The organism is Methylotenera oryzisoli, from assembly GCF_004661485.1.
GTDB lineage: Bacteria > Pseudomonadota > Gammaproteobacteria > Burkholderiales > Methylophilaceae > Methylotenera > Methylotenera oryzisoli.
Window position 1 is genome coordinate 51143 of record NZ_PQVH01000009.1, and the last position, 13870, is coordinate 65012.

The following is a 13870-nucleotide window of genomic DNA, read 5'->3' on the forward strand; positions in this document are numbered from 1 at the left end:
TTGAGTGGGTTGTTGGTGTCGGCTTAGGCCGCTTGTAATGCGAGAGAAATATCCTCACCGCTAGCGGTCAGGGCAGCAACCAGCCGTTCCTTCTGCGTGGAAACATCCACCAGCAATTGCTCGCTTAATGCAGTCATCAGCCGTTGTAGTGTACTCATGCGGATCTCCAGACGCTTGCAGATGACAGCCAGCGAGACATGTGCGCGGCCTGCTTCATGCTCCGTATGTAGTAGCTCCAGTATGCTTAACATCAGCACGGCGCTATGGTCTAGCTGAAACGGGTCTGGCTGAGCAGGTTCCAGTGGAACTGTGGCTCGTTCTAGAACATCAAGCTGCCCATAAGCAAAGTCCGCTCGCACCTGCACTTCATGATGATCGCACTCAAGCAGCATTAGCCACCTCAGGCGCTGTGGTTTTCTCGATAATCACAGGGATGGATTTCGAGGTTGGTGTCCGTGAGTGATCAGCCACACTTTCCAGTGGTACTAAGTTATTGGTTTCCGGATAGTAACCACTCAAGCAACCCTGCGGAATATCGTAAGATACGACTAAAAACTTGTCCGCACGGCGCGTAATACCATCCTGCCAGACGCTGGTCAGGTTAATCCAGTCACCTGCCACTAGCCCCATGCGCGTGATGTCGGCTGGGTTCATGAAAATAACGCGGCGTTGACCAAACACACCGCGATAACGGTCATCCATACCATAGATGGTAGTGTTGTACTGATCGTGTGAGCGCGTAGTCATCAGCACGAACAGCTGGTCGCCATATTGCTCGCGCGCTTGATGGATAGGCGAGCGAGACGGGATCTCCTGCACAGTGAACTCAGCCTTGCCTGATGGCGTGTTCCAAATACGCTCACTAGAAGGTACCGGCATACGGAAACCGCCAGGCTGCCTGATACGTTGGTTATAGTCTTTAAATGCTTCCGGCATGGTCTGCTCTATCACGTCGCGGATTTTACTGTAATCCTTGATGTATTCCAGCCACGGTGTTTTACTGTGCTTGAGTGTGGCATGCGCAAAGCGCGCCACGATGGCAGGCTCAGAAAGCAGCTGCGGTGACGCTGGCTTATTCATCCCGTAGGAGACGTGCACCATACTCATGGAGTCTTCCACCGTGACACCTTGGGCGCCAGTTTCCTGCGTATCGATTTCAGTACGGCCCAGGCATGGCAGAATAAGTGCCTCTTTGCCATGCACCAGATGACTGCGGTTAAGCTTGGTTGTGACATGGGCAGTCAGCTCACAATTACGCATACCCTGCCATGTACGATCCGTATCCGGTGTAGAAATTGAGAAGTTGCCGCCTAAGCCAAAAAAGAATTTAGCTTTGCCATCAATCATGGCCTGAATAGCAGCTACTGCATCGTAACCCGGCTCTTTTGGCACATTGAGATCAAATACACGATCTAGACTTTCAAGAAATGCCAATGGCATCTTTTCATAAATGCCCACAGTACGGTTGCCTTGCACATTGCTATGTCCACGCACTGGACACAAGCCCGCACCTTCCTTGCCGATATTGCCACGCAACAGCATCAGGTTGACCAGCGTCTTGATGGTGGCCACGCCGTGCTTGTGCTGGGTGATACCCATCCCCCAAGTTGAGATCACGCGATCACCCGTCGCATAAATACGGGCGATTTCTTCAATCTGCGCTAATGGCACACCGGATTCCTCCAGAATCAGATCCCAGCCTTCCTGACGCGCATCTTCGGCAATCGCTTCGAAATTACTAGTGTGCTGCTGAATAAACGCCAAATCTACGACACGCTCTGTCCCGTGTTTGATTGCTTCATCATCCCACTGAATCACAAACTTGATCATACCTTTAATCAGCGCCAAGTCTCCGCCCAGCTTAGGCTGGATAAACAAGCCGCTAATCTTGCTGCCCTTGAAAGACAACATATCGAATGGGCTTTGCGGGTCGGCAAAACGCTCCAAACCACGCTCTTTCAATGGGTTAATGGCAACGATGCGTGCGCCGCGCTTAGCGGCCTCACGTAGTTCACCCAGCATACGTGGGTGATTGGTCGCAGGGTTTTGGCCAAAAATCAGTAAAGTGTCCGCATGCTCAAAATCATGCAGGGTCACCGAACCCTTACCTATGCCCACAGTAGGCGGTAAGGCCATGCTGGTAGATTCGTGGCAGAGATTGGAACAGTCTGGAAAGTTATTGGTGCCGAACTCACGTACAAACAGCTGATAAAGAAAAGCCGCTTCATTACTGGCGCGACCAGACGTGTAGAAGATAGCCTCATTCGGGTCAGCTAAGCCATTTAAATGCGACGCCATCAGCCCAAATGCACCATCCCAGGAAACCTCTTCATACTTGTCCGTTGCTGGGTTATAACGCATAGGATGGGTGAGGCGACCTTCATTTTCCAGGTCAAAATCGCTCCACTCCATTAATTCAGTGACAGTGTGTTTTGCAAAGAACTCAGGCGGCACACGCTTAGCGGTTGCTTCAGCGGCAACGGCTTTCACGCCATTTTCACAGAACTCAAAAGTAGAAGTGTGCTCTTTATCAGGCCATGCACAGCCCGGGCAATCAAAACCATCAGGCTGGTTCTGAGCAAGCAGGGTCATGACGCCCTTGACAGGAATTTTCTGTAGCGCAAGCTGCGCGGCAACTTGCTTTAACGCGCCCCAACCGGCAGCAGGATGGTGGTATGGCTTAATAACGGCTTTTGGCTGTGACATAAATCTTTACTTAAAATTTGCAAATGTAGGCTGGCTTTGGTGAAAGCTTGCCACACGCATGAATACGGAATAACGATTAAAGCAATCGTAAGGGAGATCACAGATGCAAACCAGACACAGAAACGGAGAGTTTTTAGAGTACAGTTGGAATAGCCTGCACCAACAGGTGCACACTACATGCCCGCGCTACCTAAACTTTAGATAGCAGCGACAATTGCGAATATTTTAATTATAGCTCTTGAAATCACTTAATTGGCCCCCAAATTAGCAATCGAGGTACGGGAGTGCTAAAATGCGGCATTACCCATACAATTTTGTATTTAACTAATTTATCAGCATAACTCATCAGGAGAAATTGAATGAAAATTCGTCCATTACACGACCGCGTGATTGTAAAACGTTCAGAAGAAGAGCGTACAACCGCGTCTGGCATTGTAATCCCAGATAGCGCAACAGAAAAACCAGATCAAGGCGTTATTCAAGCTGTTGGTTCAGGCAAACGTGATGAAAGCGGCAAAGTGATTGCCCTTGACGTTAAAGTTGGTGACAAAGTGCTTTTCGGCAAATACGCAGGCCAAACTGTTAAGGTTGACGGTGAAGAGCTATTGGTAATGCGCGAAGAAGACATCATGGCTATCGTCGAGTAAATCTGACGGCTTGCAACGGGCGATTGCTGCGTTGCAGCACGTCATATTCGATGACTGTAAGCGCTTTCCAGATTTTTATTGATTAAATTAATCTCGCAAACATTCAACTGGATGTTTTGCTAAATTTAAGGAGTTTCAAATGGCAGCAAAAGACGTAAGATTCGGCGATGACGTTCGCCAAAAAATGGTAGCAGGCGTAAACGTACTTGCAAACGCAGTGCGCGTAACTTTAGGCCCTAAAGGCCGTAACGTAGTGTTAGAGCGTTCTTTCGGCGCACCTACTATCACTAAAGATGGTGTTTCAGTGGCTAAAGAAATCGAATTAAAAGACAAATTCGAAAACATGGGCGCACAAATGGTGAAAGAAGTTGCTTCTAAAACCAATGACATCGCTGGTGACGGTACAACAACGGCAACAGTATTAGCACAAGCGATCATCCGTGAAGGGATGAAATCTGTTGCTGCTGGTATGAACCCAATGGATTTAAAACGCGGTATCGACAAAGCAGTTGAAGCAGCAGTTGCTGATTTAAAAGCACAATCAAAACCATGTACAACTAGCAAAGAAATCGCGCAAGTTGGCTCTATCTCAGCTAACTCAGATACATCAGTTGGCCAAATCATTGCTGATGCAATGGACAAAGTAGGTAAAGAAGGCGTGATCACGGTTGAAGACGGTTCAGGTCTTTCAAACGAGTTAGACGTAGTGGAAGGTATGCAGTTTGACCGTGGCTACCTATCACCATACTTCATCAACAACCAAGAGCGTCAAATCGCTTTGATGGACAACCCATTCGTGTTGTTGCATGACAAAAAAATCTCAAACATCCGTGACTTGTTACCAACTTTAGAGCAAGTTGCTAAAGCTGGCCGTCCATTGTTAATCATCGCAGAAGATGTAGATGGCGAAGCATTGGCAACATTGGTTGTGAACAACATCCGCGGCATTTTGAAAACTGTTGCTGTTAAAGCACCTGGCTTCGGTGACCGTCGTAAAGCAATGCTAGAAGATATCGCTATCTTAACTGGCGGTACAGTGATTGCTGAAGAAGTTGGCCTAAAACTTGAAAACGTAACGCTAGAAGACTTAGGTCAAGCTAAACGCATTGAAGTAGGTAAAGAAAACACCATCATCATTGACGGCGCTGGCGTTGAAGCAAACATCAAAGCACGCATCACACAAATCAAAACACAAATCGAAGAAGCAACTAGCGACTACGACCGTGAAAAACTACAAGAACGCGTCGCTAAATTAGCTGGCGGTGTTGCAGTGATCAAGGTTGGCGCGACAACTGAAATCGAAATGAAAGAGAAAAAAGCACGCGTTGAAGATGCATTGCACGCAACACGCGCAGCAGTTGAAGAAGGTATCGTAGCTGGTGGTGGCGTAGCGTTGATTCGTGCACGTGACGCTATCGCTAAAGTGAAAGGTGACAACCTTGACCAAGAAGCTGGTATCAAAATCGTATTGCGCGCTGTTGAAGAGCCATTACGCCAAATCACACAAAACGCTGGTGTTGAACCATCAGTAGTGGTGAACAACGTTGCAGCAGGTAAAGGTAACTACGGTTACAACGCTGCTAACGAAACATACGGCGACATGGTTGAAATGGGCGTGCTAGACCCAACTAAAGTAACCCGTTCTGCATTGCAAAACGCTGCTTCAGTAGCTGGCTTAATGCTAACAACTGATTGCATGGTTGCTGAACTACCTAAAGATGACGCTCCAGCAATGGGTGGGGATATGGGTGGTATGGGCGGCATGGGCGGCATGATGTAAATCTGACTTTCATTTCATCGGTGATGCGTTGTTGGTTTCATCATTTACACCTTGCCGTACTTAACGTACTGTCTGCGGCGTAAATAATTTCACCGCCTAGCATCACCTTCGAACTGAAGCCAGATTGCAGCTTTCGTCTGACTGCAAGTTAAATAAAAAAAGCCTCGCAATTGCGAGGCTTTTTTTATTTATAAAGATTTTGAAAATATGCTACCTCCCTCCTCGAATGGCTCTTCCCAGATAAAATCTTAACAGAGTGCACTATTACTTACTGGCAATGTCTTGCTGCTTTAAGATGCTCTCGTACCCTAAGAGATACGCACGACGCTGTTCACAATCCTTCATAACTAAGAGTTGCATGGCAGCATACAGAGACCAGCAGTCATTTTCTATATTTTGACCTGATACCTGCCCCTCTTTGAATATGTCACATCTTAATTTAAATAATCTAAGAACTTCCTTATTTGCAATGTCAGACTTAAGAATCTTTTCAAAGAAAGCTTTTCGCTTCTCCCCGTTACTACCCTCTTTAATTACTGAGTGAATAATTGCCTCAAATGCCAGCCACATCAATATAAAGCGCTCGCTAGGAAAGGTTTGTGCAAATGATTTATCTAGAAGTATTGCCGCATCCTCTGGGATTTCTATTAGCTCTGCTTGTTCAATAGCTGGATTGTCAAACATATTCAACTCCTGATTATCAAACTGCGACGCATATCCTTCATCAGAAAAGGTTTCGGACGCTGATGTACTCTCAGAAAAATATCTGGTAATAATCAACTCTCGTGCAATTGGGACTCCAAATACCAAGCGAAGCGCGTTGGCAACAACAACTGTTTGTGCTTGACTGTTATGCCTAACATCTGAAGTGGTATAACAAAATGTAAGTTTTAAGTGATTACTTCCAGCAGGTATCGGAACTTTATGCATAGAAGAAACACACTGCCCTGATTGCTGATAGTGTGTAGACCATCTCATCCGGCATGTTTCTTCATTCTGAGGGATGATTAGTGAAACGTCGATGTGATTGAAATTATTTTTCAATAGGAAACTTCTAACTCTCGGCAAGTCAACTTGTTGTAGGGAAGAGCTCCATATGGTTTCTCTAAAGTATTTGAAACCATAAGGTCCGAACTCTTTAATTATTCTGTCTCTCAATTGGTCCATAGTGAAAAATCGTTAATTTTTAAACTCATCAGATAGCCAAGTATACCAATCCCGGCTCAGCGGGTTTTGTTTTATCCACCATTCTCCGTCATAATTACGGTTTATGCTGATAGCTCCACTCGCATTAAAAGCATCCCTCTCAATCTACGAAAGAACACAATGACAATTGCATTAGAAACCTTAACCCAACGCTTAAGTTACATTGTTGGTGAAAACATGGCGCATCAGCTTAAGAATGATGGCTTAGCTTTAGACGCAGACGTAGTTGCACTAGCAGTAAAAGATGTAATGGAAGACACCCCATCACGTTTAACTGATGCAGAAAAACGCAGTACAGTGGAACAAGTGCAAAAAGAGAGCCAAGAAAAACAAATGGCAGCACAGGCTGAGCAATCTGCAAAGAACCAAGCTGAAGGCGCGGCTTATTTGGCTGAAAACGCTAAAAAAGAAGGTGTAATCACTACCAATAGCGGCTTGCAGTATAAGTCACTAGTGGCTGGCGCTGGTGAAAAACCAAGCAAAAGTAACAAAGTAAGAGTGCATTACAGAGGCACATTGATTGATGGTACTGTGTTTGATAGCTCTTACGACCGTGGCGAGCCTATCGTTTTCCCGGTGACTGGCGTGATTGCTGGTTGGGTTGAAGGTTTGCAGTTAATGAACGTGGGCAGTAAGTTTGAATTAACCATTCCATCAAATTTAGCTTATGGCGCAAACGGCAGCGGCCCAGCGATTGGCCCAGATGCTACCTTGATTTTTGAAGTTGAGTTACTAGCGATTGAATAATCGCTAGTACAACTAGGGTGGATAACTTAGTTTATCTACCCTTTTTTAGCGCCATGCATAATTGCTTGGCATTAAAACTCATCACCGCTTCAATCTTTTACAGTCTCCTCATGCAATTACATCACCAAACCTTGGGCGATCAATCTTTAGGCAAAGCCCAACCACTCATTTTACTGCACGGTTTATTTGGCTCTGGCGATAACTGGGGCACGATTGCCAAGCATTTTTCGCAACACTACCAAGTGATTAGCGTGGATTTACGCAACCATGGCAGATCACCCCATAGTGATTCGCAAACCTATCCCGAGATGGCAGATGATCTGCTGGAGTTGTGTGACGCGCTCGGCTTAGACCGTATCCATTTAGTCGGGCATTCACTAGGCGGAAAAGTGGCGATGCAATTTGCTACACAATACCCTGATAAGCTAGAAAAGTTGATCGTGGTGGACATGGCAATACGGGCTTATCCTGATGCATATACGCATATGATTGATGCGATGATGGCTGTTGACCTCAGCACCATGCAAAGCCGCAGTGACGTAGACAAAGCATTGCTTAACAAGATTCCGCACCCGATGGTGCGCCAATTTTTACTGATGAATTTAATCAAGTCAGACGTCAATCACGCAGAAAGTGATTTAAATAAAACGGCCCTTAGGTGGCGCATTAACCTAGCCGCGCTCAGAGCCAACTACCCCCACCTGATACAAGCCGTGTGTGAACATACGCGCTATGAAAAACCTAGCCTATTTATCCGCGGTGAACGCAGTGATTACGTGCAGGATGCCGATATTAAGCACATCAACACCCATTTCACCAACGCACAATTTGCAAGCTTAGCAGCAAACCACTGGGTACACGCAGAGCAGCCACAGGCATTTATTGAAGTAGTAGCTAACTTTCTTGGCAGTGGGCAATAACATCATCTTAAGCCGCAGTTGTCCGATAAGCGTAACCAACACTGATGTCGTTTTAATAGCGCACTTATCAATACGCTTAGAAATATCAAGTTAAGTATCTGCCAGCACCTACAGAATACAAAAATATTGTCGTAAAAGATTAAATAGAGCGCAAGCGGCTTACATAATAAGCACTATTATGCAAAAATCAGTGCTGTAATATCAATACAAACACTCATCGTCTTATAAAACCAAAGAAATAACAAAAAATGAACCGCAACCACACTATTGCATTGATACTTTGCTGCTTATCGATTACGACACAAAGCCATGCGACGAACGGCATTAATTTAATTGGCTATGGGGCAGAATCAACGCTGATGGGTGGTGCGGATACCGCTGTAGCACGCGACACCAGTGCGTTAAACACCAATCCTGCAGGTTTGGCGCAAATCAAAGGCAAGATGTTTGATGCGTATGGCTCATTGCTACGCACTACTGACTTATCTCATCAAGACGCACGCAATGACCAACATGCTGATAATCGTTACGTCATGCTTGCCGGTGGCGGTTATGCACAACAATTGGAGAATTCACCCTGTACAGCGGGCATTGGGTTCTTCACGCAAGGCGGTGCAGGCGCAGTGTTTAAACATATCAACACGCCATTTGGTACTGATGACGAAATGAGCTCACTGTTTGGCATTGCAAAAATAACACCGGGTATTGGCTGCCAAGTGACAGATAACCTTTCAATCGGCGGCTCTATTAGTATGATTTACGCGAGTATTGAGCAAAAATTCTTTTACCATACGCCGCCTACCTCTAACTTTGCAGGCTTTAAAAATGAGGGCGCAGATACACTACGCTTTGGCTTTAAACTAGGCGCCCAATATAAGTTAAACGAGCAATGGACGCTAGGCGCAAGCTATACAGAAAAAACTGAATTACCGCTCACAGGCGGCACCGCTAAATTTAACTATGGCGCGGCTGGCGTGGTTAAATATGACAATCTCAGCATTAAGGGATTTGCGCTACCGCGTGAAGTAGCGATTGGCGCTGCCTTTAAGCCTAACCCAGATTTATTACTTTCAGCCAAAATCAATTGGCTTAACTGGGCAGATGCTATTAACGATGTAACCACCACATGGAGTGACACCACTAGCGCGTTTGCACCCGCCTCAGTCGTGAATGTCAGCCAGCAAGATTGGCGCAACCAAATAGTATATGCGCTAGGTGCTGCCTATACTTACGATGACAAAACCACTTTATATGCAGGTTACAACTATGGCAAAAATCCAGTGCCAAGAAATAACTCCAGTGCGTTGCTTGCCGCAATTTTAGAAGAGCACGTTACGCTGGGCTTTGCCCGTAAGCTAGATGAAACATGGAAAATCACGAGTGGTATCGAGTTTTTATTACCTAAAAAAGTGACTTACGACAGCGCAATATTTGGCAACAATACTGAAGTACGTAACGAGGGATTCTTTCTGCATTTAATGCTGAGCAAGCAGTGGTAAAGCTTTCTATGCGATAAAGATACATGCCTCGCTTTGCCCGAGGCAATTCACAAGTCGCATCCAAAAGCTCCACCCTGTTGCTACATTGTTATTAGGGCATCAACTTCATCATGAGACAGACGGCTTCTGTCTCATTAATGATTGCCCCATTTAACATGGCTTGGTCCTTATCCTGTTACCTAGTGCTGATCGGTATCAAGTATTTTTGTGTCAAAGCCAAACACATTACCTGCCCATATCCACATCACCAAAGCTAACACCCCAAAAGGCATGTAGCCCATATAGCCTAAAAGCGGCATTTCTGAAAAGATGTGAATCACATTTACGTAAGGGATATCGTATACCCAGTAGTTCGGATTGGTAATCGGCATTTGTGGATGTGCGCTTCCGTAGTTCCAGCATTCCCAAACAAAACCGTTCAGCATTGTTGCAAGCGCAACCAGCAGTGCAGAGGTCCAGTTGCCTTTCGCCATATCTGCAAATGGTGTCCAAATATTAAGCTTGATGAGTAAACCTGAAAATACCATCAATACACCAATCCACAGCACCCAGAATAGAGGATAAGGCCAAAACACCATCAGGAATAACAACGCATAGCCTGCATACAATAATACATTACCATTGATGGCAACTTTGGGGCCTTGGGAGTACCTGCTAACCAAGCTAGGACAAGTATTTAACAGCATATACCATTGAAAAATAGCAGGCCAAACAGTCGTGTACGCTAGCAAAAATATCACCACCACTGCCTCATGGGACAACGAAGGAATACTCTCTGTTTGCGGGTAATACCAATTACCTAACGCAAAATAATTGTAATACTCAAACATACGCCAACCAACTAAAGAAACCAAGGCGCTGATAACGAGTGTTTTGGGTTTTGATGATAACAAAGACTGGCCATTGTTATAGCGATAAACAACACCGTCTAGTGTAAAAATAAAGCTCCACCAAAGCGGCGTAAATGCATAATAAACTAGGCTGCCAAATACAGTCACTCGTGTCCACATCAGCCACCAGAAAAACAGCGTAGACGCCAAACCTAGCCAAAACCAAACAGGTAAAGGTAAGGGTTTATTAGGTGCCGCAGGCTCTACCTTTTTAAATCCAAATAGCGTAGGGGAAATATACAACGCCAGTACAACCAGTTCTACAAAGGCCAACGCACAAAATACAATCAAATTAAAACCTGGCGCTTCTGCTACAAATTGCGGAGGAAACACACCAAAACCAGGTGGCAAATGCGTATCGGGGTAAGCAAACCAACTCGCAATTAGGGGGACTAGCAAAGCTAGCATGATGGGGATTATTAGTTTTTTCTTCATTTGCAATCTCATTGTTAATAAAAAGTATCGCTACACTTATCTACAATCTGAATTTACAAATCTGCTTACAAATAATCTGGACGCGTTTATTTTGATACATCCATTCAACTGTCATTTTTTGAGCATATTGAGGTGAAATGTTGCATCGCGCCTCACTGCTGAACAGAATATTAAGCTCGCTTGCATGCGTATAAATTCAAACCAAGCAAACATTATCAGTCAACAAAGTTAGAAACAATCACCCATATAGAACAGATGGTTAAGCACAGAAACTAACCTAATCTTTAATACCCACTCTACCTCACCACAGCTTTTCTGCCATATTTTGCGATTTGATTCTATCAATCCACCACTTCAAACCAGCACCGGCATCGCCACTGCGCCAAGCCATGTAGATAGACTCTGGTTGGCGTGGCTCTTCCACTTGCTTTTCTACCAGCAATCCTTTTGCTATAGCATCACGCGCTAACGGTTCAGGTAAAAAACCAAAACCAAGCCCCGCTAACTGAAACTCATATTTTGTGCGCATATTAGCCACTGCTAAGGTTTCCTGACCAAACAGCAACCCCACGGTACGTGGCGGCATTTTCCGTACCGAGTCACTCACCGTGATAGCCCGATGCTGATACAGCTCAGCCTTACCTAAGGGTTTATTCAGGTGAGCTAATGCATGATTAGGCGCAACAGCAAACACAAAATTGATGGTATCAATCACCTCTGCATGATAGCCGCCACCCGATGGCCCTTCGCCTGCAGCACCTATCAGTAAATCAACGCGCCTATCCATCAGCGCCTCCCAACAGCCAGACAGCGCTTCTTGTGCAAACCGCAGCCTGGTCAGGTTCGCAACTTTATAAAACTCAGCAATATCTTCAACTAATGCCGTGGGGGAAAACACTGAATCCATGCCGATGGATAGCTCAGTTTCCCAGCCTGAGGCCACACGCCGCACCCTATGCTCAAGGTCCTCTGCTGCTTTCAGCAAATAGCGCCCTTCTTTTAATAACTCTTTACCCGCGCTGGTTAAACTGACTTTAGGGCCCTGACGCTCAAACACCTGCACGCCTAAGTCTTGCTCCAGCTTACTGACCGTGTACGAGATGGTGGACGGGACCTTGTGTAATTCGTTACCCGCAGCAGCAAACGATCCGCCACGGTCAATCGCATCAAGAATTAATAAAGAATCTAGGCTTATTCTGAACATTCGATTTTTTCGATGATAGGTTGATATTTTTTCCGTTTTTCATAGTGAAATTAACGGTTCATAATGCTTCTCACATTAACCGGCAATCATTTAGCAGAGAATGTGATGTTTTAAATTATCGCATATAGACAAATGATACCAAAGCATAAAGGAGACTGATGATGTTACAGGTTCTTAAAAATAGCCAACGCGGGGCAGCTGACCATGGCTGGTTGCAATCAAATCACTCGTTCTCATTTGGCCATTACTACAACCCAGAGCAAATGGGGTTTGGACCTTTGTTAGTCATTAATGAAGACCGCGTACAACCAGCCCGCGGCTTTGGCACACACAGCCATGAAGACATGGAAATTATTAGCTACGTATTAAGCGGTGCGCTAGAACACAAAGACAGCATGGGCAATGGTTCTGTGATTCGTTATGGCGACGTACAAAGAATGAGCGCAGGTACTGGCGTGAGCCACAGTGAGTTTAATCACTCAAGCACTGAGCGTGTGCATTTTTTGCAAATCTGGATTAACCCTAACGTAACCGGCATTACACCTAGCTATGAGGAAAAACATTTTGATGCAGCGTCAAAAGCAAACCAACTGCGCTTGATTGCCTCACAAGACGGAAAAGATGGCTCCGTACTGATTCACCAAGACGCCAGCATCTATGCCGCGATATTGAACGGGGAGACTACATTAACCCATCAACTAGCACCCAACAGAACAGGCTATGTGCATTTGATTAGAGGTCAAGTTGAGGTTAACGGTACCAAGCTGACCACAGGCGATGCCTTAAAAATTCAACAGGAATCATCGATTGAGTTCAGCAATGCCGCAGATGCCGAACTCCTGATGTTCGACCTACCTTACTAACTTTTTATTTATTTTTAATTACTTTATATTTTTTAGGAGCAATACCATGACACAAGAAACCATTTTAATCGTAGGCGCAGCAGGCAATAACGGCGTAGCGGCAATTGAAGCATTAGTGAACAAAAATGATCGCAATATCAAAGTAGTGGCTGGCGTAAGAAGCGCAAGCAAAGCCGCACAGCTTAAAGAAAAATTTCCAACGATCGAAACCGCTATTTTTGATTTAGACGAACCAGCCACTTTGAAAGCCGCGTTTGAGGGGGTGACAAAAGTTTATATCATTCCAGGTAACGTTGAGAACAGAGCACAGCATGCTAAAAATACGGTAGATGCAGCAGTAGCAGCAGGCACAGTGAATCAAATCGTATTGCTATCGGTAGTAGGCGCAGAGTGGGAAGCAATTTTGTTTGCTAAACAGTTCCGCGAGGCTGAGAAGTATTTAGAAGCATCAGGTTTACCATGGACGCATTTACGCACTATCTGGTTCCAAGATAACTTTTTTGGCTGGGCCGATGGCGTAAAAAGTGGCAAATTATACTTTGGTATCAGAGAAGGCAAACTTGCACCACTCAATGTGCAAGACATTGGCGAGGCGGCAGCCGTGATACTCACGACAGCAGGCCACACTAACAAAGCTTACAACCTGACTGGGCCAGAGCTGTTATCGGGCAGCGACATTGCAGCAGCATTCTCACGTGTGACTGGCCACAGCGTTGATTATGTATCACCAGATGAAGACACGACTTATGCATCATTAACTGGTTCAGGCTGGCCAGAATGGCAAGCGAGAGGTGTGCTTGAGCTGTTTGAGGTGTTTGCCTCAAACCAAGCAGCGGTAGTCACTACTGATGGTGAAACTTTATTAGGCCGCCCATTAACCCGATTTGAAGACTACATTACTGCCAACAAAGCCGCTTTTATTTAAATCGCATTACCGGCTAAACATACTCCCAAGCAAAGGCTTGGGAGCCTT

At 45.4% G+C, this 13870-nt stretch carries 12 protein-coding genes; 7 read left to right on the plus strand and 5 right to left on the minus strand.

Translation table 11 applies throughout. From position 1 onward, the window contains the following. Positions 1-23: 23 nt before the first annotated feature. A complete protein-coding gene (locus C3Y98_RS07700) occupies positions 24-392 on the minus strand; it encodes a hypothetical protein (RefSeq protein ID WP_135277886.1) in 369 nt (122 codons plus the stop codon). Beyond that, the gene (locus C3Y98_RS07705) at positions 382-2706 is read right to left on the minus strand and encodes an FdhF/YdeP family oxidoreductase (protein ID WP_135277888.1); all 2325 of its coding nucleotides are present in this window, start codon (positions 2704-2706) and stop codon (positions 382-384) included. Before C3Y98_RS07705 ends, C3Y98_RS07700 begins: the two co-directional genes overlap by 11 nt. 359 nt (positions 2707-3065) lie before the next feature. Between C3Y98_RS07705 and C3Y98_RS07710 the strand changes: the two genes are divergently transcribed. After that, complete coding sequence (locus tag C3Y98_RS07710; RefSeq protein ID WP_015831377.1) at positions 3066-3353, plus strand: co-chaperone GroES; 288 nt, start codon at positions 3066-3068, stop codon at positions 3351-3353. A gap of 139 nt (positions 3354-3492) precedes the next feature. Then, a complete protein-coding gene (gene groL, locus C3Y98_RS07715) occupies positions 3493-5133 on the plus strand; it encodes a chaperonin GroEL (RefSeq protein ID WP_135277890.1) in 1641 nt (546 codons plus the stop codon). A gap of 264 nt (positions 5134-5397) precedes the next feature. Here the strand turns inward: groL and C3Y98_RS07720 are convergent, their stop codons facing one another. Further along, on the minus strand, positions 5398-6063 hold the full coding sequence (locus tag C3Y98_RS07720) for a hypothetical protein (RefSeq protein ID WP_167759922.1): 666 nt from the start codon (positions 6061-6063) through the stop codon (positions 5398-5400). A gap of 396 nt (positions 6064-6459) precedes the next feature. On the opposite strand from C3Y98_RS07720, the gene bamJ reads away from it, so the two are divergent. The 3 genes from bamJ to C3Y98_RS07735 all read left to right on the plus strand — a co-directional run bounded on the left by bamJ (position 6460) and on the right by C3Y98_RS07735 (position 9505). Continuing rightward, on the plus strand, positions 6460-7086 hold the full coding sequence (bamJ, locus tag C3Y98_RS07725; RefSeq protein ID WP_135277894.1) for a BamJ family beta-barrel-assembly machinery protein: 627 nt from the start codon (positions 6460-6462) through the stop codon (positions 7084-7086). Between the two features lie 110 nt (positions 7087-7196). After that, positions 7197-8006: an alpha/beta fold hydrolase gene (locus C3Y98_RS07730; protein ID WP_135277896.1), complete on the plus strand. Its 810-nt coding sequence runs from the start codon at positions 7197-7199 to the stop codon at positions 8004-8006. A gap of 248 nt (positions 8007-8254) precedes the next feature. Then, entirely contained in the window at positions 8255-9505 is a 1251-nt protein-coding gene (locus C3Y98_RS07735; protein ID WP_135277898.1) for an OmpP1/FadL family transporter, read from the plus strand. Between the two features lie 179 nt (positions 9506-9684). On the opposite strand, the gene C3Y98_RS07740 is transcribed toward C3Y98_RS07735, so the two are convergent. Continuing rightward, the gene (locus C3Y98_RS07740; RefSeq protein WP_135277899.1) at positions 9685-10830 is read right to left on the minus strand and encodes a mechanosensitive ion channel protein MscS; all 1146 of its coding nucleotides are present in this window, start codon (positions 10828-10830) and stop codon (positions 9685-9687) included. Positions 10831-11131: 301 nt separating this feature from the next. Next, positions 11132-12034 carry a LysR family transcriptional regulator gene (locus C3Y98_RS07745; RefSeq protein WP_135277901.1) on the minus strand — a complete coding sequence of 301 codons (903 nt, stop codon included), beginning with the start codon at positions 12032-12034 and terminating at the stop codon, positions 11132-11134. Positions 12035-12195: 161 nt separating this feature from the next. Here C3Y98_RS07745 and C3Y98_RS07750 point away from each other — a divergent pair, with 161 nt between their 5' ends. Continuing rightward, a complete protein-coding gene (locus tag C3Y98_RS07750) occupies positions 12196-12897 on the plus strand; it encodes a pirin family protein (protein WP_135278011.1) in 702 nt (233 codons plus the stop codon). A 46-nt stretch (positions 12898-12943) separates the two neighbouring features. After that, entirely contained in the window at positions 12944-13822 is an 879-nt protein-coding gene (locus C3Y98_RS07755) for an SDR family oxidoreductase (protein WP_135277903.1), read from the plus strand. Positions 13823-13870 lie beyond the last annotated feature (48 nt).